Genomic DNA, 26,275 nt, shown 5'->3' on the forward strand with positions numbered 1-26,275 from the left:
CCACGACTGCCGATGGCTTCTCCCGCCTCAATCAATTCGCAGTGCGATGGAGTTGATGACGTCCCGCCATTTTGGAATTTCCTGCGCCATGAACGTCCCCAGATAGGCGGGACTGCTCGACAGCGCCGGGATGATTCCCTGCGCATCGAGAATCGGTTTGATCGAGTTGTCGTTCATGGCGGCGACGAAAGCCGCATTGAGCTTCGCGATGATCGGCTCAGGCACGCCCTTCGGTGCGACGACGCCGAAGGACACGCTGACATCGAAACCTTTCAGGCCCTGCTCGTCGAAGGTCGGCACATCGGGCAGAACCGGCGTCCGCTCGATCGTCGTCACGCCGAGCGCGCGAAGGAGTCCGGCCTTGATGTGAGGTGCGGAGACGAAGATGTCGGCAAAGCTCATCTGAACCTGGCCGCCGATGAGATCGTTGATGGCGGGTGCGCCGCCGCGGTAAGGGACATGCAGGATGTCGGTGCCGGCGATGGCATTGAACATGACGCCAGCGAGATGCGTCGATGCGCCGTTGCCGGACGAGGAAAAGCTCAATTTTCCCGGATTGGCTTTCGCATACGCGATCAGCTCCTGCACATTCTGCGCCGGCACGGAGGGATGCACCGAGAGAACGTTCGGCATCTTGCCGATCATGATGATCGGATCAAAGCTCTTGATTGGATCGTAGCTGAGCTTTGCGTAGAGGCTTACGTTGATGGCAAGCGGTCCAGATGTGCCAAACAAGAGGGTGTAGCCATCGGCCGGTGCGTTAGCGACGAAGTCTGCTCCGACGTTGGCGCCGGCGCCGGCGCGGTTTTCGACAATGACGGGCTGGCCGAGCTTGGCTCGGACCCCCTCAGCCAGAGATCTCGCCAATGCGTCCGTCGGTCCACCTGCGGCAAAAGGCACCACGAATTTGATCGGTCGCTCGGGAAATTCCGCCCTCGCCATCGCAGGCATGGATAACGCAACGGCTGACACGAGAAGTAATTTGCGGCAAAGACTGATCAATCCCATAGGCTTCTCCCCTCCCTCGAGGCAAGGCTGGCGCCATGCCGTTTCCAACTCCTCGCCGGTTGGGTGTGTGACCACGACATCATCGCGCCCCCACGTCCGACTGTTGTTCTTGGAAGATTGTCAGTTCGATCAGATCACGCGTACGTCACCGTCACGCTGCCGAAAGGTCCGAAATCCGCGACGAAAGTCTCTCCGGCCTTCGGTCTCAACATTCCCGTCACGGTGCCGGTGCTGATCATCTGCCCCGCTTTCAGACCGATGCCGGTCCGGGAGAGCTCGTTGGCGAGCCATGTCACCGGCACGATCGGATGGTCCAGCGCGATCGCCGCATTGCCCTTCCGCCTCAGGGTCCCATTGCAGGTCAGCACGATCTCCTGGCCGGCAATGTCGCGCTGCCGCCAATTCTCGATCGGCGGACCGTATGCAATCGTCCCGCTGCCGGCTCCGTCCGCAAGGATAGCGGGCAAAGGAGGAAACGCGGCGTCGTGGACGAAACGACACTCGGCCAGCTCCACGCCCGGATGCAGCGAAACGACGGCCTGCTTGACTTCTTCGATGCTGTAGGGAGCTTCACGCGGCGGAAGATCGGCGCCGAGCAGCGCCTGGTACTCGACTTCGGGAATCGGACTGCACTGACGTGCATACTCGACCGTAACTGGCGACGCCTTGATGAGCGGCGCGTAGACCCGGCCATAGATCGGCGAATCCGTACGCAACTCGCGCTGCAGCACTTCCTTCATCGCTGCGATCTTCCAGCCCGCGACGGTCCAGCCGAGCTCCTCCTCGACCATGCGCGCGACGCGATAGGCGGTCGGCTTGTCCGGCGGCACGAGGCGCTGGTCGAGGCCGCTCTGCTGGCGTCCTTCGCGGCGCAGGGTAGCAAGCAGGCGAGCGAGTTCGCGTTGGGCCGACTGATCCATCGCGATTACCTCACCAGCAGCGCGGCCGCGCGCGACAACGGCACTGGCGCCTCATCCAGCAGCAGGTCGATGGCCTCGTCCTCCCAGCGCTGGCTCTCCAGGTTCAGCGTGTTCGGCTCTTGCAAGCGGTGCTCCAGCACGAAGCGCGCGAGCAGCAGGCGGCGGGCGTCGCCGCCGGATGCACCCAGACGCAAGCCCTCCTGAATGAACAGCGCGGCGGTGACAGCGTGATAGAGCTTGCCCGCCGCGGCCCGGCAGAAGCGCTCATTCTCCTTGCGGGACGCGACCTCTTCCGCAAAGCGCAGCGCGCCATTGACTGCGCCATCGAGCCGCGTGCGAAACTGTCCGGGAATGCCCTGTGTATCCGCGAGCCGGGTGAGGAGATCGTCGCGCAGGGCGGCGTGCGCGCCGACCTTTCCAACGGCGCGCTGCACGGCATCCAGCGCGTTGATGTTGCTGGTGCCCTCCCAGATCAGGCCGAGATGGGCATCGCGCACCAGCCGCGCGTTCGGCCAGTCCTCGATGTAGCCGTTGCCGCCGCGCGCCTCCATCGCACCGGTCGCCACCGTGACATTGTCGCGGCAGGCTCGGTATTTGACGATCGGCGTCAGCAGCCGCAGCACCTTCTCCGGTGCGGTTGCCGAATAGAGCAGCGCGGACAGCGCCTGCTCGGTCGGCACCATCAGCTTGACGAGCTGCCGGCGCATCAGGGGATGATCGACCACTGCGCGGCCGAAGGCGTTGCGGTGACGGGAGGCCTGCAGCGCCTCGTTGAGGCAGCGGCGCATCATGCCGGCGGCGCGCGCCAGATGCGAGACACGGCTGGAATTCACCATCACCAGCATATGCTTCAAGCCCTGATCGAGCTCACCGAGCTGATAGGCGACGGCACCATCGAACACGATCTCGCCGCTGGCCATGGTGCGGCTGCCGAGCTTGTCCTTGAGCCTCACGATGCGATAGGCGTTGCGGCTGCCGTCCGGCAGCGTCTTCGGCATCAGGAACAGGCCAAGGCCGCGCCCGCCGCCGACTGCGCCCTCCGGCCGTGCCAGCAACACGGCAAGCTCCGCATCGGCGTTGGAGCAGAACCATTTTTCACCATAGAGCCTCCAATGCGCGCCATCGCGCACGGCGGTCAGTTCGGCCGCACCGACATCGGAGCCGCCCGCCTTCTCGGTCATGAACTGCGCGCATTTGAACAGCGTGGCCGGATCCTGGCTCCACATGCGTTGCAGATAGCGCTTTTGAAGCTCGTCGCTGCCGAAACGTCGCACCAGCTCGGACGAGCTGTCGGTCAGATTCACCGGGCACAGCAGGCCGAACTCGGCTTGCGAAAACAGGTAGTGAAACACGTATTTTGCGATCGGCGGCATCACCGAGGGCCAGCCCAGCACGCCACCTCGATTGCACATCGCGTGCATACCGAATTGTCCGAATGCGATCCGCTCCATCTCCCGGTAAGCCGGGTGGTATTCGACCCACTCCTCGTCGCGGCCATAGCCGTCGCGCGGATGCAGCACCGGCTGATGGCGCTCGGCCTGATCGGACAGATCGTAGAGCTTACTTCCGGCAAGCGCGCCGAGCTCGGCGAGATGCGGCCCGAGATGCGCCAGCAGCGGCGCTTCCATGTACAGGGGAAGCAGATCCCGCATGCTCCGGTCGATCGCAAAGTAGTTCAGCCCACGGCAGGTGGGCGCTAACGCCATCGAGCGTCGGGACGACGCTTCGCGACGGGCCAAACCGGCATGAACGGTCATGAGCTTCCTCTCCGGACGGACGTATCTTGGGCGGGGCGGACCCCGGGCCAGTGTTCGGGTATGACTTGACAGCGCTCCACGCAAACGACTTCTTGGGCGGGCGCCTTGAGCGAAACTCAAGGCCCGGTCATCCCGCGGGGCGCACCATCATGGCTTCACGACGACTTCCTCCACTCCATGCCGTGCGGGCATTCGAAGCGGCCGCACGACACCTGTCGATCACGCGAGCCGCCGACGAGTTGAACGTGACGGTCGGCGCAGTCAGCAGGCACGTCCGCGCACTCGAGGTGCGCATGGGCACCGCGCTGTTCCTGCGGGGGTCGCGCGGCCTCGTCCTGACCTCGGCCGGCAAGGCGTTCGCCGATTCCACCCGCGAGGCCCTCGATCGCATTGCGGATGCCGCTGAAGGCCTGCACCTGCGGCAGTTCAGACGGCTATCCGTCGGCGTCTACGGATTCTTCCTGTCGCGTTTTCTCCTGCCGATATGGCCGGGGCTCAAGGCGGCACATCCCGAGCTGGAGATCGATCTGCACACCAGCGCCAACCCGGTTGATCTTCTTGCCAGCCGCTACGATGCCGTCATTGCCGTCTCGGACGGCGAGCCGAGAGCCGGCCTCGTCACCCGGCCTCTGCTGCCGATCGCCACCGTGCCGGTCTGCTCGCCAGCTCTGTTGAAGGATGGCGTGCTGGATTTCGCGTCAGTTCCGCTGCTGCACAACAGGCCGCGGCCAGACGATTGGCGACGCTGGCTCGACCACGCGCAGCTCACCAAGGTGCCGATCCGCGGCGGAAGCAGCTTTGAAAATCTGGGGCTCGCGATCGAGGCCGCTGCGGCCGGGCTCGGCGCCGCCATCGCCATCGAGAGCCTGCTCGCTCCGGATCTTGCACAACTCAATCTCGTCAGAGCGCATCCCGTGGTCCGGCCGACGCGGCGCCACTTTGTGCTCGAATATGAGCAACGCATGGCGGACGATCCGGCAGTCGCGGCCTTTGCCACGTGGCTCTGCAACGCCTGCAAGCAACAGGGCGCCAACAAGGCGGCGGCCAGGACATCCTCGCGAAAGCGTGCAAACGATTGAGTTGAGTTTCACTCAAGGGACACCGCGAAAACCTCGTTTGCCAGCCTGAACCAGCTCTGACACAGACCCTCCACAGCAATGATGGGGGAACGCCGGATGAGGCTGTATTCGGGATGCTCGTCGCGCGCGCTTGCTCCGATTGCCCGGCCGCAAGGGACAGCGGCCGACCTTCATGCAGATCGGCGTTTACGAGGCGGTGCGTCACTATCTACAGGCCGTGGAGGCGACCGGTCGGACGACGCAAATCAAGTCGTCGCAAGAATGCGCGCAACGCGGATCGAGAGCGCCTTCACGCATGGCGCCACGATCCGCAAGGACGGCCGCGTCGTCCGCGACATGTACCTCGCCCAAGTCAAGGCCCCCAAGGACTCCAAGGGAGAGTGGGACCTCTACAAGATCCTCCGCACGATCCCGGCCCAGGAGGTGACCATTCCGCTGACCGAAAGCGCCTGCCTGCTCCTGAAGCGCTGACGCGACATCAAACATCCAACTCCAACATCCGAGGACAGCATGACGACACCCGAGAACGAGTGGCAGTATCCCTACGGCACCAAGCAGCGCTATCACCTCCAGCACGTACATCTGTTCGCATCCAACGTCGATGCGACAATCGCCTTCTACAAAAAGTGGTTCGATGCCGAGGTGAAGTGGGATGGCGACGTTGCCGGTGCCCGCAACGTCTTCATCAAGGTCGGCATCGGCGCCCTGCATCTCTATGACCAGTTGCCACGCGGCGAGGGCAAGAATGCCGTCCATCATCTCGGCATGCAGGTCGTCGGCATCGACGAGCTTTACGAACGCATGACCGCTGCGGGCCTTCATGTTCCCAATCCGATTCGTCGCCTCGGCGGAGGCGGCGGCTATTTCATGCTCGGCGCACCCGACGGGGTCGTGATCGAGATCTTCGAGCCCGGCAAGCTCCGCGAGACCGTGGTGCGTGACTATTATGGCTTCGGGGGATGAGGCCCGTGGACACCGCTCCTCCGCTCGATACCGTCGCCGACCATGCTGCGGAAACTCCAGCCACTGCCCTGACATTTCGTGGAGGTGACGGCTGACGGTCTTTTCGCCCACACCCGCTAGGTCGGCGACAACTTCAATTCCGTGCTCGCGCAGATGAGCAGCCGGCCCGGACCGGCGCGCACGCAGAAGCACGCATGCCTTCCCACGAGGTCCTGCTAAATCACAAGGCAAAGTCCCGAAAACAGCAGCAAGCCAAGGATGATACGTTTGAAGGCTGCTTCGTTGATTCGACCGAACAAGACGATACCTGCAGCCGTTCCCGCAGCTAAGGCGGGCAGAGAAATGCCAAAATCGATCAAGACTTTCAACGAGAGGCTGTGGTGCGAAAGCATGAGAGCGAGGGCAAAAAGTTGCATGACCCCGATGTAGGGTTGAACCAGGCCGCGCTGCTGCGTTTTCGGAAGACCATGGATATCGCACCAGATCGCAGGAAGTGCGCCAGGCATCGCTGTCAACCCGCCGACAAGGCCGCCGCCAAACCCCACCAGCGCGTTCCTGCTCTGGCTCTCCATCTGACGCAAGTAGGCAGCCGTCGGCCGCACCAGGGCGTATGCCGCGTAAAGCGACACGAGCACTCCAAATCCCAATCTGAAAATACCTGTATCCACGTTCTGCAGGAGATAGATCGCAATCGGAACGCCTAATAATCCACCAGCGATGAAAACCAGGCTGGTTCTCCATTGCATGCTCTTGCGGAGCGCATACAGATTGGCGGCTTGCACGGTGATGCTGCAGGCCATCATCAACGGCACAGCTTCGATAGGCGGAAACACGTGTAGCAGGATAGCGCCAGCGACCGCCGAGAACGCAAACCCGGAAAGGCCAGACACGAACGCGCCTGCAAACACCGCCCCGCTTAGCACAAGATAAACCGCTATGTCGGACATGACACCGCTTCCTAAAGATGCTGGTCGTCGTGGATGGCGGGACAGCGTCGGGTCGTTCGAGCTCACTCAAACGACAAACAACCAATCCATCTAGTCGCCTTGGATCGCTGCCGTTGCCGGCTCGATCGGTCGAATACTCGGCGCCTGATGCAGCGTGCGTTCTCCGACGACGTGCAAAATGCCGAAGCCAACCAGGACAGCCATTGTCCACGCCTTGAGAGGTGGCGCTGCTCGCCGGGCGCGGGGGTTATCGGCAACTCCCCTGTCCAGATTACGCATTGTGCGCGTCCGAAAATTCAACGAAGCACAGTCCTTCGCAAGCAAATGCCGGTACTCTCCGATTACGCGTTTCGCTCCAAGGCGCCGCGATACGTGAAGGGAGACGAGAATATCTTTGAGGACGCTTCGCACCTTGCTGTCGAAAATAGATATTGAGGGAGCTAAATCGCGCGATTGATGACACATCGTCTGCTTCTCATATTCGAGCGTCATGCTTTAAACTCGAAATTGATTATCGCTGCTGGGCGAAATAGCACCGTACCCAGCGACGGCGGCAATGACATCCACAGGGATATCACTGGGGCAATCCGCGAGCGATACGGCAGATGTCGTATTTCGTACCCGGCTGGAAGGGAAAGCCGAAAGACCTTTGTCGCCACAGGTGGTGGCGCGGTGGGCGTCCGCGCGGAGATGCAACCTCAACCGTGGCCGGTTGATCGCCAATTTTGGTAGCAAGCTACGCGTGCTTTTAGCAGCCGCTATTGATTGATTGCTTGCGATCTACATAGGCGGCAACAATTGCTTCATTCAATTGCTCGCCGGCGATCGGCTTGTGGAGAATACGATGACCGCTGGCGCTGGCTTCCTTGATGCGCGCCGGCGAGGTATCGCCGGTCACGATGATGGCAGGCAGGGAGCGGCCGATATAGGCGCAAAGAGCCTCGATTGCGTCCTGGCCAGTAGCACCACCTCCGAGGCGGTAGTCGGTGACGATCAGATCGACCGGCGCATCGCCGGTCGCCATTGCCTCCGCGTGAATTTGTTGCACCTCGGCTGCAGACCGGCCGGCATAGACCCGATGGCCCTGCAGCGTGAGCAGCCGCACCATGACGTCGAGAACATCCCCCTCGTCTTCCACGACCATGATGCTGATGGCGATATCTGCAGGTGGCGCGCTGTGATCGGGCAAGGGAGGCGCCACTGCACTGGCTTGCGGAACCGTAACGGAAAACATCGAACCGCGATCGACGACGGAAACCAGCTTCAGCGGATGTTGCAGCAGTGCGGCAGTGCGGCGAACGATGGCGAGGCCAAGGCCAAGGCCTTGGGTGCGATCCCTCGCCGGGTTCTGCAACTGCACGAACTCCTCGAAGATCATCGCTTGCTGATCTGCGGGAATGCCGGGGCCGGTATCCCATATCTGGATTTCCACCGAGGCACCGCGCCTGCGGCAACCGAGCAGAACGCCACCGGACCTCGTGTATCGAAAGGCGTTCGACAGCAGATTGCCCAGGACCCGTTTCAGCATCATGGGATCGCTGTCCACCTGGAGACGGCTTTCAACGACACGCCAATCCAGGCCGCGATCCTTCGCTTCGGGAGCGAATTCATTGCTGAACTGGTTGAAAAGCTGGGACAGATTCACCGCCTCCCTCGCAACAGTGACGACGCCGGCGTCAAGCCGCGAGATATCGAGCAGTCCGTTCAGAAGGGCACTGAGGTTTCCGACGATGGATTTTGCCTTGCCTGCCAGATCGCGTGCATCGCCGGACTGGACAACGCCGCGGTGGCCCAGCGCCGCCAGCGTGGCAATCAGAAGACTCAAGGCATGGATCGGCTGGCGCAGGTCATGACTGGCGGCCGCGAGGAAACGCGTTTTCGCGCGGTCCGCGGCTTGTGCGCGGTCGCGTTCTTCCTGGAGGTGGCTAACGAGCTCGACATTTTCCAAACGCAACCTGATGCTCTCATGCAGCATGCGGTACGTCGTACGGCAGTAATAGAGATTGATGGTCAAAAGCCCGCCGAGCAGGGCGAGATACGCACCGGAGATATCGCCTCCATTGGCGATCGAGCGTACCGTGAAGGGCAGCATCGTTGCGACGATCGAGCCGACCAAAGCAGGCGGAAAGGCCGAGAGCGACGGAACCGTGCCGCAGATCAGACCGGTCAAGACAACAGCAGTGAATGAAAAAAGAATGGGCTCCTCGGGACGGAAGCCAACCCAACCGAGCATTCCCCACAGCAGGCCCGACACGCAGGAAAACGCAGCCGCAAGCCAAGCCCATCGCAACACTGAGGTCGGCTCTCTAACCCGCTTGAAGAACCGGCGCGCCGCCAGGACGCGTATGGCGGTGAGCAGATACACCGCGCCGAGCCATCCGATCAACCAGCTCGCCGGTACAGCGCTCCTTAGCACGGACGCTGCCGCTAGGGAGATGACGACGTTGGAAGCCACCACTCCATAGGAATTGCGATACAGGAGCTCTACGAGCGCCTCGCGTATCTTGTCCTCTTGCATCGAGACCTCTCCGCGCGCCGGCAGGTGCGGCGGCTTCGGTTGCGAGTTGCCGTTGCGCTACCCCGCTGGAAGGCCGAGACGAACCGCGTAGGCGGTCAACTCAGCGCCATTGTGCAGGTCAAGCTTCCGCATGAGATTTTCGCGATGTTTCCGGGCGGTGAGCGGGCTGATGCCGAGACGGCTGGCGATATCGCGGTTGGTGGCGCCGTGAGGGATCATCGCCAGGATTTGCCGCTCACGCCTTGTCAGCGCAACCGGAGATACGATCGCGGCGATCGGCTCCGGGATTACGTTCGGGCCGTGGTCCACTGCGAAGCGAACCTCCTCCGCAACATAGAGGTTGCCTTTTCTGATGGCATCGATCGCAGCAACGAGTTCGGACGGATCGCCGCTCTTGGTCAAATAGCCGCTCGCGCCCGCGGAAAAAGCTGCTCGAACGGAACGCGGCTCGACATTGGCGGTGAGGACAAGAACCCGCAGCGCCGGCCAAACGGTTCTCAGGTGAGCTATGAATTGAAAGCCGCTCACACCCGGCATGCCGAGATCAAGGATGAGAAGATCGGCGGAGTTTTCGTTCAGCAGACGATGAACAGCCTCTGCGTCCGCCGCCTCTCCGCTGACAATAAGATCGTCGACGGTCGACAGGAGCTGCTTCAGACCTTCCCGCATGATCGCGTGATCGTCAGCAATGATCGTCCGCACCGGTCCGCACCTGTGTTGCCTGTAAAGCAACGGTATTAGGGTATCAATCAACTTCAATCAAGGATTGTCATTCCACCAATCCACTTGCCGGACGTGGTCACCTAGGCAATTTTCGGTGGCCCTGCCCCATAGCCGTGTCGCGCCGCTGGCGGCAAGTGGACGTTGATCCTGTGCGATTCTCCGTCGGATTTGAATCTCTTCTGGCGGCCGACGCCCGCATTCCGGCTTTTCAAGAGCGGGCATTCTACTACTTATGGTTGTGCTTACTATGCGAGGGTGGTTGCCGAGTTCTGCGTGGTCGGAGCATCCGCGCGGGTGAACCCTGGCTTCGAGTTGGCACCCTATCTCTTGAAGCTACCCTTCGAGCGGCTCCGCGGCTTAGAGCCTTTTCCGTTCCGATTGATCGAATCCTCGGGTACCCTATTCTAGCCGCGTCGGCGGAACTGCTGAAGTTGATAGATGGCTGCATGGAGAGCGGAGATGGGCCGGCTCGATAAGCAGATGGATCCCTTCCATCCTGCCGCCCATCTGACGACGGCGGATCGCGTTCCCGAGAATCCAGAGCTTGAGCAAGTCGACACGATGTCGTTCGTCGATCCGGCCCGCGAGGAAGCCACCTCGTCGCCTGCGCATTTTGGGTCGGGCCAGGCGGCGACCGGCGTAACGGGCTCTACCGATTGGATCGACCGAGGACGCCGCATCTGGCGGCGCCATCTCCAGCGCGATCAACTCCCCCCGACGACCGGAGGGTCGATGGGAAACTTCGAGCGTTGGCTGATCGCACTGCTGAGTGTCGGCTTCATCGTGAGCTGCGTTTGCGCGATCATCGTCTTCATGCAGGTCAACGCGCGCAAATTGGAGATCGCAACACTGCAACGTGACATCATCGCGCTCAAGCTACGCGTAGCCAGGCTCGATCAGATCGCAAGCACCAATGAGATACGTGAAAAGGCAAGCAGCGGAACACCCAAGCCGCTGTCGGAGACCCAACCTGACCAGGCTCCGCTCATCCTGTCACGTGAAGAGATTCAGCTTATCCGAGACTATATCAAGCCTGCACCAGTTGCTGGCCCCGCGACTGAGACGATAAAGGTCGGCGAACCCGTCGTGGGAGAAACCGTTCCCTTTCCCTCTCCGATCACGGAGAAGGTGCGGAAACTGCTCGGCGCGCGATTTACCGTTCGCAATGGCGTCGTTGTCATCATCCGGAGCGGCAGCCGTTACGCTGATGCTGTGATTGGGCCAAACTGACGAGAACTGGCCGCGATCGCAGTAGCCGATCGACCACTTAAGGCTGGTTGTTTGGTGGTCTTTCAATGAACCGCCGGCTGCCATTGAGGAGCTCGAGGTTATTGGCGATGACCGGATTACCTGGATCGAGCGAATAAGCCTTCTCGAACTTCCGTCGCGCCGCACTCAGATTGCCGCGCAGCATGTACGAGTACCCCTGGTCATTCAGGATCTGAACGGTTTCGCCTCCCAGCCGGATCGCTTGGGCATAGGCCTGATCGGCCAGGTCGAAGCGACGCAGCTTGTCGTAGCTCGCTGCGAGACCAATCCAGGCCGTGACGTCCTTGGGTGATTTCTCGACGGCGTCCTTGAAATAGCGCTGTGAGAGCCCGTAACTGCCGCGATTGTAATGCTCCAGGCCCAGCCGCACAGGCTCGTCCGACGGGTAGTACTTGACGTCCGTCGGCTCCTGCACCGGGTCCCCACCCGGTGGCTCGACGGGAGCCACGATGGCAGCCTCTCTCGTGGTATAGTCACATGCCGCAAGGCCTGGCGCCAGCCAGCAACAGGTCAGCAGTAGAATGGCACGTCGCATAATTTTGTCCCCCGCCCGGCCCAGCGGACGCACTGCACTGCACTCAACTGTCCCGTCGCTCAACTCATTTACCAGAAGCCGCTACCTGCCCGCTGCCCCGCCGACTGGCACCGATACTCCCGCCGATGCTCCCGCACCCAATCCAGTTACGTTGACATTCTGCGTGACCGGAGGCCGCTGGCCCATGAGTTTCGTCGGATCGCCCATGTCGGGAAGCTGATCCACCGGCTGTTGCTGGTTGCCGTAACGCGTCACGGCCGAGCCCACACGTCGAGCGTCGTATGCGATCCGGCGATCACCGACGTATCGCGGCCATGGATGAATTGTATGGGTCACGGCGTTGACCTGCTTGGCATCGCCGGCGGTCATCGTGATGCTGTCGGAACGCTGAAAGTAGCGGTCCACCTCGTCATGACCGGCGACGCCGTAACATCCCCCGAGGAGGAAGGGCGCAAACAGAGCCAGATACCTGATCGTCATCTCGCGCGTCCTCTAGTTTAGAGTTTTGACGACCGTCTGATCGGCACTCGCGGCCGGGACGACGACGGGGGTCCGGACTTCAGGCGCGATGATATGGCCATACGGCCCCTTCACCTCGCCTCCGGAATTGACGTAGTCATTGTACCGCTTGCGGACTTCCATCTGACCATTGAGGAAGAAATCGACGTCGTTGGCCGGCAGGCGGGAGTCGAGTGGCGATGCCAGTTGCTGACCGGGTGCCGCCGGCGCGACCAGGCGCGGCGTCACGATGATCACCAGATCGGTTTCCTCCTGCTGATACGATTTGCTGCTGAACAGGCTTCCAATCACCGGCACCGAGCCGATCCAAGGCAACTGCGAGACGTCCTGGCGATTGCGGGTCTGCAACAGGCCGGCGATGGCAAAGCTCTGGCCATCGCGCAACTCAACCGTGGTTCGCGCGTCGCGGCGGGTCAGCGCAGGAACGGTCGTCCCCTGGATCGTCACAGCGTTGGCGAAATCAAGTTCGCTGACCGACGGCTCGACGCGAAGATTGATCACACCGCGCGAGAGCACAGTGGGGACGAAGGCGAGCTCAACACCGAACTTCTTGTAGTCAATTGTGATGGTGGGAAAGCCGTTCTGCGTCTGGGTCGGTATCGGCACTGGAAACTCGCCGCCGGCGAGAAAGCGGGCGGCATCGCCGGACAGCGTGGTCAGATTTGGCTCCGCCAGCCGGCGTGCCAATCCTTTGGTTTCCAACGCCGAGATCAACAGGTCCACCGAGCCCCCGCTGCTGGTCCTGATAATGCTGGTCAACAAGCTTCCGAACGGCGCCGGCGCAATGCCTCCTGCAGTACCGGCGAGCGTCCCGAGAGTTCCGAGTATCGGAAGGCTGCCAGCAGGATTGGCGCCAACAGGAGTGCTGCTGGCACTAAGGTTGCTGGTGCCGCCGGTGGTGGGTACCCTAGTGAGACTATTGACGCCACCGATGGGTGCCCGCCCGACGGCCGTGGTTGAACCAAGACCGGTATTGCCGACGTTGGTACCATTGGCATTCGCCGCGTACAGATTGACGCCCAGGTTGCGTCCAGCCTCCCGGCTCACCTCTAGAAAGCGCACCTCGAGCATCACCTGTTGCGGCGCCGCGACGCTCATCGCGTTAACGACGACGCCCCCTTTCGCGACCGTGCTGGTGGCGATCGCCATGGCCCGCTCGGCCGTCACTGCGTCGGCGGCGACCCCGCTGAGCACCACCTGGCCCTCGGAAGCCGACACGCGGATACCTTGCCCGCCGGTGCTGGTCCGGATGTTCTGCTGTAGATTGCCGGTATCGATCACGACCTCGACGTCGAGGATCCCGATCTGCTTCATCGAGCTGTCGAACAGGATGACATTGGTGGTGCCGGTCTGCTTGCCCTGCACGTAGATGAGATGATCGCTCAGCGACTTCACGTCGACGATGTCAGACGAGCCCGCCACGATCGTCGCAAAGGCCGTGTCGACCTTGAAGGTACGTGACTTGTTGACGACGAGCTTGACCCGCTGGACGTCATTCATCTCGCTGACGATGACGCCGCCGGAGGAGCCCCGCCGGTCTGCAGCCGCCGCGCGGTCAGCGAACCCAGAGGAGGCGAGCGCCGCGCCCAGACCCATCACGCCGAAGGCGAGAAGCCTCCCGGCCCCGTTACCCCAAATGCGATCGCCACTCATCCGAGTCCCCCCACTGCGATCCACGGAGATTCCCGCAAATCTACGTGCCCGACGTCCTCAACATTTCCCCTCTGCGCACCACGTCGCAGAGCTTACAATCTGTCCCACTACAATTCGTTACTTCGTGTTTCCAAGATCATCCTCCCTCATGCAGGCAGCTTGCAAGACGAGATACTTACCGCACCGCCGCAAGCAGAAAGAAAACCCTTCGATGTTGCCAGCGCGCATCATTCTCACTGGTTGTGGGGAACTATCCCGCAGCACAACCGCTCTTGGCGCGCGCTCCCGTCGTGGCTTTGCGATCGAAGGACAGTCGGTGGCACGCTTGGCGATTCGCCTGGCCGAGTAATTCCGCCCCCGCGCGTTTGGTCCGCACGCCGCGTCCACGAAAAGCTGTCGAGCGAAACATGTCAGGCGTGCTGCCATATTTGTACTAGAAGGGAATCTGGTTGGAGGCGCTCGGCGCATTGAGCGCTGCGCCCCATATGGGCATCAGCATCGTGAAGTTTGCCTGGGAAGCTGTAACGCTCAAGCTGTTGCTGTTGGCCCCCACGGTCAGCGTTGGCGTCAGACCACCGAAAAACAGGAAGGGGGCCGCGTTCTGCTTGGCAGCGGTGGACAGGGGATCCCCGGTGCAGCCGGCCGGCGACTGCGGCGGGCTTTGAAGCAAGGCAGGCGTATAGCAGCTGATCATGACCGCACGGGCGCCAGCACTCGCAAGCGTCCGCAAGGATTGCATCGTGATGGCATAGCGCCCGAGATCGAAGATGGCGAACATCAATGTGAAAAGCGCCACGGACACCATGATAAATTCAAACGGCGCCATACCGCGATTGTCGAGCTTTCTCATCATTGCACCAAAGCGACAACCTGGGTGTATACGATTGTGGCCGGATCACAGCCTTGCGTGCTGAGGTAGCCGCCACCGCTCATGTCGAGCGTTTTCGCGATCACTTGCGAACAGGTCGTGTTCGTACTGGCAGTCGTACCGGCCCAGCTAACGTCGACGTTGGGGAAGTAGATAGCCCCGCCCAGGCTCACCAGACCGCCACCGTTTATGGTGACCTTGTTGCTGGTCTTGCTCGGAGCCTGATCATCAATCAGGACGCCATTGAGATCAGAGGAGAACGTGTTAGTGGCGGGTGCGGAGAGATCAACCGTACCCCCGTTGATGGTAAGCTGCGAGTCTCCGAGCAAGACGAGGGTTACGCCTGCGCCTTTCAGTTGCCCGCCGGTGACCTTAATGTTTGCCTTGTAGAAGAAATATGTTCCCGGGTCCAAAACGTACTTGTCGCCGTTCTGCACCGTGAAACTGCCGTAAGCTCCAGTCCCGGCGCTATTCGGCGCGCAATGCTTCCACCCATCCGCCTGAAGGGTGCATGGCATACTTGCATTGCCAGTCCTGCTATTGAACGATGCGGTGTTCAGTTTGCTGAGCGGATTGTTAGCGTACGTCATGAAATAGTTGTACGGTACGCCAACATTGCTGCAGCTGCTTGAGGGGGTGCAGCCATTTACACCATAAACTGCCCATCCCGAGCCGGTGAACGTTGGAGTGCTGGCAAGTTGAACACTGGTATCCGACATCAGAGCGCAGCCAGTTCCGTTGTTGCTGAGGTTACCAGCAAGCTTGAGTGCGCCTGAGTCAGGTCCAAGCGCCAGGACGCAGGCCTTGGTCGGCTGCTGAACCACTGCAATGGCTTGGGCGGGGATGTCGACGGTGGTCAAACCCAGCACTGCCGCCAAGTACGCCGGTTGTTGCTGGCTGACCCTGGCGCGAACGGCATTGCCGGTGCCTGCAGGTGGCGTTGTGAACGTGGTCCCATTGTAATCGCCGATATCGATCTGCACGGCCCGCGAGATTCTGGTCGGTAGGCTTGTCGGACAAGTTCTGCCCGGATAGCCGGTAGCGTCGTTGGGACTTGAGTTGCAAAACCCATTCTGTGCCGCGAATTCCTTGCCGCGATAATCCACTGAGTACGTGTCGCAGGCCGCACCCACCATGATACATGAAAGCCGCAATGCGCCCGAATAGGCGGCCGAGTCGGCGGCGTTCTGCGCGTGCTGACGGGTGACGTACCACGATCCGGCCTCAGCCCCGAGTGCGACTACTCCGATGAGCGGCACGAGAGCGATGACCGTTGCGAATGCGACAGAGCCTCGTTGGGAACGGAGCAGACTACGCATGGAAGCCCCTACTGGAAGCGTTCTGAGTAAGGCAGCGTGTAGGTACAAGTGGTGGGACACAGCACCCCTCTCCACACAATTGGAGCCAAAGTGATGGTTGTCGAGAATGTAATGTACTTGGGAGAAGCCAGATTGCCTGGCGAACAGGTGGCCCCTGCGTCTCCGCACAAGACCTGAAGGTTGCTGATCGCATGACCAGCGACTGTGGTCTGTAGCCCTGTCTTCCAGCTCACCGTGCCGTCAGGGGCGAGCGGATTAGCGTACTGCACATACTGCCCGAAGGAGCGCAATGCGCTCCATGCGGAGATAAACTGGAAGCCCGCAGCAGCCAGGTCGGCGAGCGGCATGAGCAGGAACGCCACCAAAACCGGGTAGACGATCAATGTCTCAAATGCGACGGCGCCGCGCTGATCCACGACGAACGACCTCTTGTGGCTCATGAGTTGACCTCGACCGATACTCACCTTCCGGTCGTCGACCGGAACAGAACTCACCAAACGTAAGGGATCACTCTCCAGCGCGATGCTTCGTAACCAGAATATTCCGGGCAGTTGCGACGTAGCAGGTCCTCTTCGTAATAAATCCGGCAAACCTGAACGCCGATATGCAAGACGAGCAGGACCGCTGTCAGCGGTGTCGGGCTTCTCAGCACCACACCCAACACGGCGATTTCTTCCGCAAGGTAGAGCGGGTGCTTGATCCATCGATACGGACCCGTTTGCACCACGTTGCGCGCCTGTGGCACCAGACTGAACGACCTGCCAAGATGTCGGATGGTGACCAGCATCATGATCATGCCGATCAACACGCACACGGTGGACGCCAGGTTTGGCAACGCCTTGTCGGTTTCGCCGAAGAAGGCGATCGTCCAGGGCATATAGGTGCCGACGAACGCCGCAATCCTTGGGAGACGGCCGTTCGCTTGCGCCTTCGCCGGCGGCCGCGTCATGACCAACAGCGCCAGGAGCACGTAAAAGACAGCGAGGCAAACACTCGACAGGAGCGACGGCCAAGGATCATGAGCCGATGATCCGATCTTGATCGCCACGCCAAGCGCCAGCAACATGAACCACATGCCGCCGAACAGCTGCATGGTCCGGTCGTAAGAGGACGTTTTCGGAAGGGCGATCGTGCTCATGGCTACTTACCGAAGCTGGCGAACGAACGCACGAGGTGCAGAATGGGACTTCCACCCAAAATGACGAACATGGCTGGAAGCAGGAACAACACCATCGGAATGGTCAGCTTGGCGCCCAACTTGTGTGCTCTTTCTTCAAGCTTGGTAATACGTTCGCGCCGGAGGTCGACGGCGATACTCCGCAGAGCCTGCCCCACCGGCGTTCCGTATTGCAGGCTTTGGCCGACCATGATTCCGAATCGGCGAAGCCCATCCGATGTAGATCCCAGTTTCTCGAATGCGTCGCTGCGGCTTGGCAGGATCCGGAGATCATCAAGAAGGCCGCTCATGACCCGGGCTATAGCGGGATTGGTCTCTTGCATTTCTTGCGCGACGCGTGCCAGCCCGCTTTCCAGGCCCATTCCCGCTTCGCTGCACACAACCAGCAAATCGATCATGTCCGGCGTGCCCAGTCGAATGGCGGCATCAAACCGCCGCTTCAGTACCGCCAGTATCAATCGCGGCGCTAGAATCCCGATCGCCAAGCCGATAAGTGTGAAGACCATCACATCCAGCAGTGCCTTCCCGAAAAGCTGAGCGACACACCCGGCGATGATCGGGCATAGCGCCATGCTGACGGCTTTGACACCGATCCAGGTCGGCAAGGCTCGATGATGATTGAAACCTGACGATTGAAGGATGGTTCGTAGCTGATCCAGATTTTCCTCAGCGTAGAAGCGACGATACCGCATGCCGAGTGACGAAAACCAACCGGTCAAATCCTGGAAGGGTGCAGACCGGCCAGCAACGCCCATCACGGCGTTTGATACCCGGGCGTCCAATGTACGAATGTGTATTTCGCGGATAATCAACATGCAGGACGCGGTTGCAGCCACGACTGCGAGGGCCACCAGACTGAGACCAGAGGTCATAGTTCTGTTTCCCTTCTGACCATCCAACTTATCACCAGGGCTCCGACAAGCACCGAAAGGACTGCGTAAGCCAGCAGCTTGTTTCCAACCGGATCGGTGAACAACAGATCAACCGTTTGCGGATTGGCTGCGTACAGGACCCCGCCTGCAATCAAGGGCGAGACTGTCAGCGCTCGTGAGGAAAAGATCACCTCTCCTGCCAGCGCCTTGGCGCGAGCGGCCAGCGCAACACGTTGCCTGACAGTGTCTCCCAGGTTCTGCAACGTCTCGGCCAGGCTGCCACCGGACTTCAACTGCACGGCAAGTGTCACCGCAAAGATCGCATACTCCGCCACCTGCGTTCGCCGATAGACAGCTTGGATAGCTTCCTCGGGGGGTCTTCCCAAATTCACTTCGCTGCATACGATGGCAAACTGCCCGGCCGTTGGCTGCGGCATATCGCGCGCGAGGGCACGAAATGCCTCGTGCACAGGCAGACCCGAACGCACGGTACTCGTCACCAGCTGGATCGCATCAGGCAGCTGTCGAAAAAGCTGAAGAGCGAAGCGACGCTGCTGCCATCCGAACAGGCCTCGTATCACAATGAGGGCCGCGATTGCGGCGACAATGGACACGTAGACAATGGAATATCCCAGCTGGCTGTTCGCATAAAGGATCACGGCTGCTCCGAATGCACCTGCGAGCAGCACATAGGCCGGATGCATCACGTAAGGTATATCGGGATTGTAGTTGGACAGCCGATTGAGAAACTGGTCCTGTGACCCGCTCTCCAAGCGGCGAATGGATGGCAAGTTGGCCGGATGCGACGTTGGCAGAGCAACCGCCAACCGGCGATTGATGCGTCTTTCCCGAGCGTCGAGCCACAACGAAATGGCTGCTGCGCACATCGCGAGCGCCAGAACAGTGACGATCACGGACTCCAGCGTCATATTTGCCTCATGGCCTCGGCCCACGCACCATCTAGCCCGAAATAGACAAGCCGGCTCTTGAACTTCGGAGTTGCAAGGTTGGACTTATAGCTGCCCGATATCCGCCCGTTCACATCCTCCTCCTGATACTCGAAGGCTGCGATGTCATTGGTGGTGATCACCTCCCCTTCAAGGCCGATCACCTCGCTGATCTGAACGATACGGCGCTGCCCGTCCCGCATGCGTTCGACCTGCACAATGAGATCCAGCGCAGCGACGATCTGACTTCGAATGGCGCGCGACGGTAGATTGACCTGTCCCATCTGCACCATGTTTTCGATGCGGGTCAGGGCATCCCGGGTACTATTCGCGTGTACCGTGGAGATCGAACCATCATGGCCGGTGTTCATCGCCTGCAGCATGTCGAATGCTTCGGAACTGCGCACCTCGCCAACCACGATCCGGTCGGGACGCATGCGCAGGGCATTCACCAGCAGATCGCGTTGTGTCACCTGCCCTGTGCCCTCGAGGCTGGGAGGCCGGGTCTCCAGGCTGATCACGTGCGGCTGCTGAAGCTGCAGCTCCGCCGCGTCCTCGATCGTGACGATACGTTCGGTGTGATCGATGAACTGGCTCATCGCGTTCAGGAGCGTCGTCTTGCCGGATCCGGTGCCGCCGGAGACCAGAACATTGAGCCGCGAGCGGGCCGCGATCTCCAGCAATTGTCCGATGGCCGGGGTCATCGAGCCGTTTTCAATCAATCCGGCGATGTCCAAACGACGGCTTGGAAATTTCCGGATGGAAATGCACGGACTATGGATCGCCAGCGGCGGGAGGATGATGTTGACCCGGCTGCCATCCAGCAGGCGACAATCCACCATCGGACTGGATTCGTCGACGCGCCGACCGACCTGCGCGGCAATCTTCTGAGCGACGGAGGCGATGTGATCATTGTCGCGGAAACGCACCGCAACTCGTTCCAGCCTGCCGCTTCGCTCCACGTAGATATTGCTTGGGCCGTTCACCATGATATCGCTGATCGACTGGTCCAGCAGCAGCGGACGGAGCGGCCCGTAGCCCGTCATGTCGTCGGCAATTTCGTCCGCGAGCTGCAGCTGCTCGCGGCCCGACAGCTCGAGCCGTTCCTGGTTGGCAATGTGATGGATGATCTCTTCAATCTGCCGCCGGAGAACCTCCCGCGAGACGGTTGCGGCCACCGCGGGTTCGATCTGCTCAATCACCCGTTCACGCAGCGAAGGTGGAATGATGGGTTGGTGGATCGCAGGTTCGTCACGCCTTGGCGCAGGTGACGGCACGTTCGGTGCGGCTGCAGTCGCGCCGGCCGACGGCAACGGCAAGCCTATCGCAGATGCAGGGACGCCTGCCGCCAATACGTGAGCTGGTGCGTCGTCTTCGCGCCTACCAAACTTCTTCATCGCAGATGTGCTGTGAGCACCCTCCTCCACCAGCTAACCCGCTCGGCAGCGACACCGCTGATCTCCCGTACGATCGGTGCCAGGTGACGCCGCAATTTCCTGACGTGCTTCAGAGCTGGAATTCCGAGATTGAGCGCCTCGGTCATGCCCTTGCCGAGATCGGGAACGACGATGTCGGGCTCTGCACCCAACGCCTTGACAACCGCCGCCCTCGGAAGGCCCCCGGGACGACCGGCCCGGTTGAGCAAGGTAAAGACCCGGTCCTTGCCCGCGATGTTGATCACGGCGGTGCGTAGCGCATGGGCATTGCGAAGTCCGGTCACCTCGGATTCGAGCAGCACCATCACATGACGGGAAAGCGCAATCACGGGATAGATCGACGGCGGAAATGGGACGGGTACGTCGACGACGATGTAGTTGAACCGTTGACGCAGCAGACCCAGCACGTGTCGTATGCCAGCTTCCGTAATTTCGAGCTGCGCATCGAGGTCCTCGTCGGCCGAGACCAGGCAAACCCTTTCGTTGACCTCGATTGCCGCGCGCTCGAGGAAGAGTGTGTCCGCCCGCGTCGGATTTTCCAGAGCGATACGCAGCCCCGGCCCGGGACGAACACCCAGCATCACGGCGGCTTCGCCGCCCTGCAGATGAAGATCAAGCAGGGCCACCTTCGCCTTGGTTGTCTCGGCAAGCTGCAGCGCCAGATTGATCGCGATGCTCGTGGCACCGGCGCCGCCCTGCGCCCCGCAGATCGAGACCACGTGCCCGCCACGATCGATCTGGTTGGCTGCGACGTCGCCGAGAAGCTTGGGGCGCAGCTTGTCCAGCACCAGATCGCGCGTGAGCGGCCGCGGCAGATACTCGGTCAAGCCGAGCTCCAGGAGCTCACGGTAGAAGGTGATCTCCCGGTTGTCGCCGATCACGGCTACGCGGACATCGGGCGGACAGACGCCGGCCAGTCTTTCCAGTTCAGTAAAGGGATCATCGATGCCACTGATGTCTACCACCAGCGCGAACAGATCCGTGTCGGTTTCGAGCATCCGTATGGCATTGCGGATCGTGCCGCGCCTGATCGAGAGATTGGCGCCCTCGAGCCCCTTGCGCAACGCCGCGGCGCTGAGTTCGTCATTTACGAAGCCGACGATGCGGTTACGCGTGACGATCGACGTCGATTCTTCAGGCGGGGTGGCTATGGCAATGTTCATCACCGTTTCTCCGACAACCTGTTATCGTAACCCGCCGCCGTCGCAGTCGGGCGTACGGTTTCCGATGCACCGTCGCAGCTGACGAGCGCGTCTTCCTCTTGCTTCCTGACCGTGTATTGCTTGACCTCGCCGCCTGAATGAACGACCACAGCCGTTCTCTGTGCGGAAATTGCATACTGGCGGGCAAGTTCAGGCGACACATCACAGCTCGACATCGCGCCGGTGTCTGCCTTGTCCCACTGATCGACTGCTGCGCGCACGGCCAAGGAGAGCGTCCCGAGCTGCTTTGCGACAGTGACTTTCTTGACCTGCACCTGCGTAAGCTCCAGTGACACGGTCTGCGTTTGCTTACCTGCCATCCCGCTGATGGGTCGCGCACCCTGCACGATCTCCTGATCAATCGCGATGACTCGAACATTACGCAGAACGGTTTCGCTGAGGGCGCGGCGCGCGGTATCGACTTTCTCGAAGACCTGGGTCAACACGACGTCGACGTGATCGCCTGGCCTGATGAGGCCGGAGACACCGGCCTCCTCGTCAACCTTGATGCTGATGGCGCGGCTGTCTGGCGCCAGGACACTGGCGAGGAAACCCCGATCCCGCGGACGCAGGATATCCTGCAACGTAACGGGACTGCCCGCTTCGACGAAGTTGCGGATGAGTGAACCGGGGAGTCCGGCCTTGGACTCGGGGTTTTCAAGGATAGCCCCTTGGGGAACGCGCTCCGGTGGCACCGAGCGGACGGCGAAATCCTCTTCGCGGGCCAACGTCCCCCTCGGCAATGGTCGTGCCGCGACAAAGTAACCGGCGGTCGCCGGCGCCGCCGGCGCGAGGGGCGCCGCTGTCACCTGTACTGGGACCGGAGTCTGCGCCTTCGGCAGGTTCATGCTATAGGCGATCAGTCCGAACGCTGTGGTTGCAAGCAAAAGCACCACGATGATCGACAGACGCAGCGCGGATGACATTTCATGATCCTTTGCTCAAAATGGTCCAGATACCGCCGCAGGCGATAGCGGCTCCGTAAGGCAGCGGGGCGTGTCGCAAATGGCGCCAACGCTCGATCGCGTAGATCCGGCGCGCGAGCGACGATCCGGCGGGTGCCAGTCTGGGATATGGCAAGTGACGCATCATCAGATGCACCAAGGCAAGAACGCCGCCGGCCAGCACGGTGACGGTCAGCAACTGCATCACGCCGCTCGGCGGGAGACCAACCGCCAGGGCAACCAGCAGCTTGACATCGCCGCCACCAATTCCTCCGCGCGCGTATAGGACAAAAAGCAGCAGAAACAGGATCGCGGCTGTGATCAGCGACACAGCGACTTGAATCGGGCTGGGCAATTGACCGGCGATTCCGAGGAGCGCCAGCGCAAGACAAAATTCGTTTCGGATCAAGCGGGTCGCAACGTCCATCGTTGCGACATAGAGCAACAAAAGGATTTCCAGGATCGAGGCTGTGGGAGCAATCCAACTCATGAAATGCACGTTTCAAAAAAGTGGAAGGCAAACTGGCGGGAGCACTCCTGCGGGAGGGGGGCAGCTGGATTGCCCCCCTCTGGCGCCAAAATGGCTGTATCAGCCAGCGATCGCGGTAGCGAAAGCGGTGGTGATTGCGGTGATCCCGGTGGTCAGCGCCGCCCCAATCTGCCCGCCGGCTCCACCGCCGAACACCGCACCCACTGCGCCAACGATGCAAACCGCGACGATGATGTACTCGAATGACACCACGCCGTCCTGGTCCGTCCGCAGACGCTTCAACGCTTCCTTGGTCTCGATGAAATGATGCAACATAGGAAGAATCCCTTCTTTCAAGATGAATTTGCAGACACCTCGGCAACTTCCAGCGGCCGCGGATTTATGTCCGGCCCCGCCAGCGATAAAACTATCCATTAAATGTTTATTATCGTCAACATTTAATATATTAATGACCTTTCTGAGTTAATCGCGCGCGAAACAAGCCGCCGTGAGGATCCATAAACCGGCAAAAAACGTCGAAATATGAAGATGATGTCAGACTCCGCAATCGAACCCCGAGGACGGCGCCGGCCAAGGGTCGGCAAAGATTCACCGGAATAGTACGGGTGACCAAGGGTATAATTTTATTATTCTGAGCTTCGAGAATTATGTGATGGCGATGAGCTATGGCGCTGCATCAGCCTGTCAGTGGCGTCGATGCTGAAGTCGCCTTAGCTGCCGTGCGCATTGCTCTGCGCCACGACATGGGCTTCGCCCGCATCCGGGTCAGTGATGCTGAGCTGCCCGGTGGTATTGAGCGCCGCCGCGGCATTGCCCTCGGTGACGGACTTCGCCTCGAAAGCGACCGTGGCCGCATCGTTTGTGCCTGTGATCGTGACAGTCACCGTCTGGCTATCTGTCGGGCCGTGGCCGCCATTGATCGTCAACCGGGAAGCTCTCGGTGATCGTCTGGTCCGCAGCGAGGTACTGGGCGGCCCCGTTATTCAGAACGTAAGGCCATTCACCGAGCCGTTGGCGGCATTGTGCGTTAAGAGCGAGGCGCGTCGCCAGACCGCATCCAATGACTGGGTCATGGCTCGGTAGCCGGCGCACGTGCCCTGGGTGCGGCGTGAAGAGTCCTCGGTTGGGATTTCTGACATTGCGATGCTCGCGCACGAAGCTTCGCATCATCTGGTGCTGCCCCGCGCACGCTTTCTCGTTCGCTTTAACGCGCAAAAGGGCGCGGCAAGGCGCATTCGAAATCCATGTGAAGCTTAAACCGAAACCAGTTCCCGCTTGACTCGGGAAGTCGGTCAAATCGACCTGCCATTAAATGATATATTTGATTATCGTATATAATCATGATGACTCCATCGCAAAATTGAAAAATATGTTGGGGAAAAGAAAACATGGGAGGTTGGAATGGAAGCTGCCCGCCGCTTTCGCGCAATGGCGTTGCTTTGCCGACAGACTGCCGCACTCCAACCTGAGAGAAGCTGGAAACTGCTTGCAGAGGCAGAGTACTGGGAGCATCTGGCGGCTGCGGCTTTAGCTCATTGAGCTTCGGTCGAGCGTTCTTTGTCCTTCGCTTTTCGTCGACTTCTTACTTCAAGTCATTTTCTGAGGCATGTGATGTCGAGTACGCGTCGATTTTTTTCGAGTGCTGTTCTGAGCGAACGGCATCAGGCGCTTCTGGCGGAGCTTAGAGAGGTGGAGAAGCTTCGAAGTAAGCTCCGACATGTAGAAGCAAAAACAATCGGCAGAAGACGGCGTATCAAAGCGAGCGGCAGAGCAAGAGCCGGTTAGAGACCCCCGCCGGGTCCGAAGGTTGACCCGCGTTGGCTCACTCGCGCGATTCGATGCACGGGTTGCCCGCGTTCCTGGCATCTGCCACTATCTTGAAAGAGACTGGGCGCCTTCATCCCGGCAGTAGCGAGCCTCGGCTATGACGTCGCTGCGACATGTCGCCAACCAGCCAGGCGGGGTGCCTCACAACGCTTTAACTAACTCGGCGGCGAGATCGGCCAACCTATTCAGGATCGCGCGTTAGCTCCGACTTTCATGCGATGTTGCACTTCGGAACACCGCAACGAGTCGATCGCCTTCCCAAAGCTCAACGTCGTGCTCGTCATGCATTTGCTCGGCTCGGCGTCTCGCCGCCTGCTCGTCAATGCAGTCGAGCTTTGCTGTGCAGATTACTTGCCGGCTGCCGTCCACCACGAACACCTTGTACCGCATGATGCAGTCCGATCCAAAAGGCGACCGTCATCATACTCGAATGTCCGTCTAGGACAGTGTAAAACTAAGTGACGACACACGGAACCTTGGTACGTGTGGCAGTTCGGCTATACCTGCTCGTTCAATCCCTCGGTCGCGCGGCCGGCAGTACCTTGTACTACCTCAGTGGCGTAATCTCACTGCGTGCCGAAGCGTGCGGTTCGAGCTTAAAAGCGAGAGACCACCAAGCGTCATCAGCAGCACACCGAACCAGGCCGTCCAGCTGCGCGCTTCGCCGTGCGCCTCTGCAGTGCGCGCGCCCAGCGGCATATCTTGAGGTGGGTCGGCGGGCGCGGCGGCGAGAAGCTGCCCAGCGTCGACTTGGCCCGGCACGGAGTGTTCGGGCGTAAGCTGGTTGCTGGCAAGATTCACGATGGGGGTCGCCGACATCAGGGTGGGGCCCGTGCCAGGATCGGAAGCGGCATCTGCTACGTGCATTTCGGGTACAGGCGTCTGAGATCGCTCGGGCGGTGCGGAGCGCAGCAACTCCGCGCGCGCATCAACGACCGCGCTCCGCCTGGTCTGCGTGGTCCCGTTTTCATCCAAACTGGCGCTGCGGTCTTTGGCCGCGCGAGCCCGAATGGGCTTCTTCACCCTCGCGATGCCCTCGGCCAGGAACCAGCATTTGCGGCGACCGTCCGTTCGATAGACCCAATGCTGTCCACCACTGGTCGCGGTACCGGGACGCGGCACGCATTCGGCTTGCGACGGAGAGGTTACCGTGGGTTGGGACGTAGCAGTATTGAAGTAGTCGGCTAGAGGATTGGAAGACGCGGGCGCCGCCGAAAAACCTCCGACAAGGACCAAACTGGCGAAGTACAATCGCAATTGACCGGACATCGAAAACTCCCGGGTGCGCCCCACCCCCGCTTG

At 60.7% G+C, this 26,275-nt stretch carries 27 protein-coding genes; 4 read left to right on the forward strand and 23 right to left on the reverse strand.

Annotation, left to right across the window (positions count from 1 at the left end; translation table 11 throughout):
- Positions 1–27: 27 nt before the first annotated feature.
- The 3 genes from GGD67_RS22710 to GGD67_RS22720 form a co-directional block, all read right to left on the reverse strand.
- Positions 28–867, reverse strand: a complete 840-nt coding sequence (locus GGD67_RS22710; protein ID WP_246784488.1) for a tripartite tricarboxylate transporter substrate binding protein — start codon at positions 865–867, stop codon at positions 28–30.
- A gap of 275 nt (positions 868–1,142) precedes the next feature.
- Entirely contained in the window at positions 1,143–1,928 is a 786-nt protein-coding gene (locus tag GGD67_RS22715; protein ID WP_179735964.1) for a 2-keto-4-pentenoate hydratase, read from the reverse strand.
- Positions 1,929–1,933: 5 nt separating this feature from the next.
- On the reverse strand, positions 1,934–3,634 hold the full coding sequence (locus GGD67_RS22720) for an acyl-CoA dehydrogenase family protein (RefSeq protein WP_179735966.1): 1,701 nt from the start codon (positions 3,632–3,634) through the stop codon (positions 1,934–1,936).
- A gap of 200 nt (positions 3,635–3,834) precedes the next feature.
- Between GGD67_RS22720 and GGD67_RS22725 the strand changes: the two genes are divergently transcribed.
- From GGD67_RS22725 to GGD67_RS22735, 3 genes are all read left to right on the forward strand, one after another.
- On the forward strand, positions 3,835–4,764 hold the full coding sequence (locus GGD67_RS22725; RefSeq protein WP_018318117.1) for a LysR substrate-binding domain-containing protein: 930 nt from the start codon (positions 3,835–3,837) through the stop codon (positions 4,762–4,764).
- A gap of 261 nt (positions 4,765–5,025) precedes the next feature.
- Positions 5,026–5,235: a hypothetical protein gene (locus GGD67_RS22730; protein WP_179735968.1), complete on the forward strand. Its 210-nt coding sequence runs from the start codon at positions 5,026–5,028 to the stop codon at positions 5,233–5,235.
- Positions 5,236–5,274: 39 nt separating this feature from the next.
- Positions 5,275–5,727 (forward strand): VOC family protein, encoded by a 453-nt coding sequence (locus GGD67_RS22735; RefSeq protein ID WP_018318119.1) that lies wholly within the window; start codon positions 5,275–5,277, stop codon positions 5,725–5,727.
- Positions 5,728–5,942: 215 nt separating this feature from the next.
- Here GGD67_RS22735 and GGD67_RS22740 read toward each other — a convergent pair whose 3' ends face one another.
- From GGD67_RS22740 to GGD67_RS22755, 4 genes are all read right to left on the reverse strand, one after another.
- Positions 5,943–6,674, reverse strand: coding sequence for a sulfite exporter TauE/SafE family protein (locus tag GGD67_RS22740; RefSeq protein ID WP_179735970.1), 732 nt, complete (start codon positions 6,672–6,674; stop codon positions 5,943–5,945).
- Positions 6,675–6,764: 90 nt separating this feature from the next.
- Complete coding sequence (locus tag GGD67_RS22745; protein ID WP_092253223.1) at positions 6,765–7,166, reverse strand: hypothetical protein; 402 nt, start codon at positions 7,164–7,166, stop codon at positions 6,765–6,767.
- A gap of 256 nt (positions 7,167–7,422) precedes the next feature.
- On the reverse strand, positions 7,423–9,192 hold the full coding sequence (locus GGD67_RS22750) for an ATP-binding protein (RefSeq protein ID WP_179735972.1): 1,770 nt from the start codon (positions 9,190–9,192) through the stop codon (positions 7,423–7,425).
- 57 nt (positions 9,193–9,249) lie between these two features.
- A complete protein-coding gene (locus GGD67_RS22755) occupies positions 9,250–9,894 on the reverse strand; it encodes a response regulator transcription factor (RefSeq protein WP_312009988.1) in 645 nt (214 codons plus the stop codon).
- 480 nt (positions 9,895–10,374) lie between these two features.
- Between GGD67_RS22755 and GGD67_RS22760 the strand changes: the two genes are divergently transcribed.
- A complete protein-coding gene (locus GGD67_RS22760; RefSeq protein ID WP_179735974.1) occupies positions 10,375–11,145 on the forward strand; it encodes a hypothetical protein in 771 nt (256 codons plus the stop codon).
- 37 nt (positions 11,146–11,182) lie between these two features.
- Here the strand turns inward: GGD67_RS22760 and GGD67_RS22765 are convergent, their stop codons facing one another.
- From GGD67_RS22765 to GGD67_RS22840, 16 genes are all read right to left on the reverse strand, one after another.
- Positions 11,183–11,632, reverse strand: a complete 450-nt coding sequence (locus GGD67_RS22765; protein WP_246919628.1) for a tetratricopeptide repeat protein — start codon at positions 11,630–11,632, stop codon at positions 11,183–11,185.
- Positions 11,633–11,800: 168 nt separating this feature from the next.
- Positions 11,801–12,199: a hypothetical protein gene (locus tag GGD67_RS22770; protein WP_092253229.1), complete on the reverse strand. Its 399-nt coding sequence runs from the start codon at positions 12,197–12,199 to the stop codon at positions 11,801–11,803.
- A 12-nt stretch (positions 12,200–12,211) separates the two neighbouring features.
- On the reverse strand, positions 12,212–13,891 hold the full coding sequence (locus GGD67_RS22775; RefSeq protein ID WP_018318127.1) for a type II and III secretion system protein family protein: 1,680 nt from the start codon (positions 13,889–13,891) through the stop codon (positions 12,212–12,214).
- A 433-nt stretch (positions 13,892–14,324) separates the two neighbouring features.
- Entirely contained in the window at positions 14,325–14,744 is a 420-nt protein-coding gene (locus tag GGD67_RS22780; protein ID WP_018318128.1) for a TadE family protein, read from the reverse strand.
- Positions 14,741–16,078: a pilus assembly protein TadG-related protein gene (locus GGD67_RS22785; RefSeq protein WP_179735976.1), complete on the reverse strand. Its 1,338-nt coding sequence runs from the start codon at positions 16,076–16,078 to the stop codon at positions 14,741–14,743. The genes GGD67_RS22780 and GGD67_RS22785 overlap by 4 nt, the downstream gene beginning before the upstream one ends.
- 8 nt (positions 16,079–16,086) lie before the next feature.
- The gene (locus GGD67_RS22790) at positions 16,087–16,518 is read right to left on the reverse strand and encodes a hypothetical protein (RefSeq protein WP_049814884.1); all 432 of its coding nucleotides are present in this window, start codon (positions 16,516–16,518) and stop codon (positions 16,087–16,089) included.
- 50 nt (positions 16,519–16,568) lie between these two features.
- The gene (locus GGD67_RS22795; RefSeq protein ID WP_179735978.1) at positions 16,569–17,216 is read right to left on the reverse strand and encodes an isoprenylcysteine carboxylmethyltransferase family protein; all 648 of its coding nucleotides are present in this window, start codon (positions 17,214–17,216) and stop codon (positions 16,569–16,571) included.
- A 2-nt stretch (positions 17,217–17,218) separates the two neighbouring features.
- Entirely contained in the window at positions 17,219–18,127 is a 909-nt protein-coding gene (locus GGD67_RS22800; protein WP_179735980.1) for a type II secretion system F family protein, read from the reverse strand.
- Positions 18,124–19,056 carry a type II secretion system F family protein gene (locus GGD67_RS22805; RefSeq protein WP_179735982.1) on the reverse strand — a complete coding sequence of 311 codons (933 nt, stop codon included), beginning with the start codon at positions 19,054–19,056 and terminating at the stop codon, positions 18,124–18,126. Before GGD67_RS22805 ends, GGD67_RS22800 begins: the two co-directional genes overlap by 4 nt.
- On the reverse strand, positions 19,053–20,471 hold the full coding sequence (locus GGD67_RS22810) for a CpaF family protein (RefSeq protein WP_091962875.1): 1,419 nt from the start codon (positions 20,469–20,471) through the stop codon (positions 19,053–19,055). The genes GGD67_RS22805 and GGD67_RS22810 overlap by 4 nt, the downstream gene beginning before the upstream one ends.
- Positions 20,468–21,673 (reverse strand): pilus assembly protein CpaE, encoded by a 1,206-nt coding sequence (locus GGD67_RS22815; protein WP_179735984.1) that lies wholly within the window; start codon positions 21,671–21,673, stop codon positions 20,468–20,470. The genes GGD67_RS22810 and GGD67_RS22815 overlap by 4 nt, the downstream gene beginning before the upstream one ends.
- Positions 21,673–22,638 carry a Flp pilus assembly protein CpaB gene (gene cpaB / locus GGD67_RS22820; protein WP_018318135.1) on the reverse strand — a complete coding sequence of 322 codons (966 nt, stop codon included), beginning with the start codon at positions 22,636–22,638 and terminating at the stop codon, positions 21,673–21,675. Before cpaB ends, GGD67_RS22815 begins: the two co-directional genes overlap by 1 nt.
- Before the next feature lies 1 nt (position 22,639).
- Entirely contained in the window at positions 22,640–23,146 is a 507-nt protein-coding gene (locus GGD67_RS22825) for a prepilin peptidase (protein ID WP_179735986.1), read from the reverse strand.
- 99 nt (positions 23,147–23,245) lie between these two features.
- Positions 23,246–23,560, reverse strand: coding sequence for a hypothetical protein (locus GGD67_RS22830; RefSeq protein ID WP_244550615.1), 315 nt, complete (start codon positions 23,558–23,560; stop codon positions 23,246–23,248).
- A 296-nt stretch (positions 23,561–23,856) separates the two neighbouring features.
- Positions 23,857–24,072, reverse strand: a complete 216-nt coding sequence (locus tag GGD67_RS39100) for a VCBS domain-containing protein (RefSeq protein WP_210286585.1) — start codon at positions 24,070–24,072, stop codon at positions 23,857–23,859.
- A 1,453-nt stretch (positions 24,073–25,525) separates the two neighbouring features.
- Entirely contained in the window at positions 25,526–26,242 is a 717-nt protein-coding gene (locus GGD67_RS22840) for a hypothetical protein (RefSeq protein ID WP_179735988.1), read from the reverse strand.
- Positions 26,243–26,275: the final 33 nt, after the last annotated feature.

The sequence above is a fragment of the Bradyrhizobium sp. IAR9 genome (genome assembly GCF_013408065.1).
Classification (GTDB): domain Bacteria; phylum Pseudomonadota; class Alphaproteobacteria; order Rhizobiales; family Xanthobacteraceae; genus Bradyrhizobium.

Coding starts and splice junctions, on each gene's coding strand:
- GGD67_RS22715 (WP_179735964.1), bottom strand. CDS start 1,928: ATGGATCAGTCGGCCCAACGCGAACTCGCTCGCCTGCTTGCTACCCTG.
- GGD67_RS22720 (WP_179735966.1), bottom strand. CDS start 3,634: ATGGCGTTAGCGCCCACCTGCCGTGGGCTGAACTACTTTGCGATCGAC.
- GGD67_RS22725 (WP_018318117.1), top strand. CDS start 3,835: ATGGCTTCACGACGACTTCCTCCACTCCATGCCGTGCGGGCATTCGAA.
- GGD67_RS22730 (WP_179735968.1), top strand. CDS start 5,026: ATGCGCGCAACGCGGATCGAGAGCGCCTTCACGCATGGCGCCACGATC.
- GGD67_RS22735 (WP_018318119.1), top strand. CDS start 5,275: ATGACGACACCCGAGAACGAGTGGCAGTATCCCTACGGCACCAAGCAG.
- GGD67_RS22740 (WP_179735970.1), bottom strand. CDS start 6,674: ATGTCCGACATAGCGGTTTATCTTGTGCTAAGCGGGGCGGTGTTTGCA.
- GGD67_RS22745 (WP_092253223.1), bottom strand. CDS start 7,166: ATGACGCTCGAATATGAGAAGCAGACGATGTGTCATCAATCGCGCGAT.
- GGD67_RS22750 (WP_179735972.1), bottom strand. CDS start 9,192: ATGCAAGAGGACAAGATACGCGAGGCGCTCGTAGAGCTCCTGTATCGC.
- GGD67_RS22760 (WP_179735974.1), top strand. CDS start 10,375: ATGGGCCGGCTCGATAAGCAGATGGATCCCTTCCATCCTGCCGCCCAT.
- GGD67_RS22770 (WP_092253229.1), bottom strand. CDS start 12,199: ATGACGATCAGGTATCTGGCTCTGTTTGCGCCCTTCCTCCTCGGGGGA.
- GGD67_RS22775 (WP_018318127.1), bottom strand. CDS start 13,891: ATGAGTGGCGATCGCATTTGGGGTAACGGGGCCGGGAGGCTTCTCGCC.
- GGD67_RS22780 (WP_018318128.1), bottom strand. CDS start 14,744: ATGATGAGAAAGCTCGACAATCGCGGTATGGCGCCGTTTGAATTTATC.
- GGD67_RS22785 (WP_179735976.1), bottom strand. CDS start 16,078: ATGCGTAGTCTGCTCCGTTCCCAACGAGGCTCTGTCGCATTCGCAACG.
- GGD67_RS22790 (WP_049814884.1), bottom strand. CDS start 16,518: ATGAGCCACAAGAGGTCGTTCGTCGTGGATCAGCGCGGCGCCGTCGCA.
- GGD67_RS22795 (WP_179735978.1), bottom strand. CDS start 17,216: ATGAGCACGATCGCCCTTCCGAAAACGTCCTCTTACGACCGGACCATG.
- GGD67_RS22800 (WP_179735980.1), bottom strand. CDS start 18,127: ATGACCTCTGGTCTCAGTCTGGTGGCCCTCGCAGTCGTGGCTGCAACC.
- GGD67_RS22805 (WP_179735982.1), bottom strand. CDS start 19,056: ATGACGCTGGAGTCCGTGATCGTCACTGTTCTGGCGCTCGCGATGTGC.
- GGD67_RS22810 (WP_091962875.1), bottom strand. CDS start 20,471: ATGAAGAAGTTTGGTAGGCGCGAAGACGACGCACCAGCTCACGTATTG.
- GGD67_RS22815 (WP_179735984.1), bottom strand. CDS start 21,673: ATGAACATTGCCATAGCCACCCCGCCTGAAGAATCGACGTCGATCGTC.
- cpaB (WP_018318135.1), bottom strand. CDS start 22,638: ATGTCATCCGCGCTGCGTCTGTCGATCATCGTGGTGCTTTTGCTTGCA.
- GGD67_RS22825 (WP_179735986.1), bottom strand. CDS start 23,146: ATGAGTTGGATTGCTCCCACAGCCTCGATCCTGGAAATCCTTTTGTTG.
- GGD67_RS22830 (WP_244550615.1), bottom strand. CDS start 23,560: ATGGATAGTTTTATCGCTGGCGGGGCCGGACATAAATCCGCGGCCGCT.
- GGD67_RS22840 (WP_179735988.1), bottom strand. CDS start 26,242: ATGTCCGGTCAATTGCGATTGTACTTCGCCAGTTTGGTCCTTGTCGGA.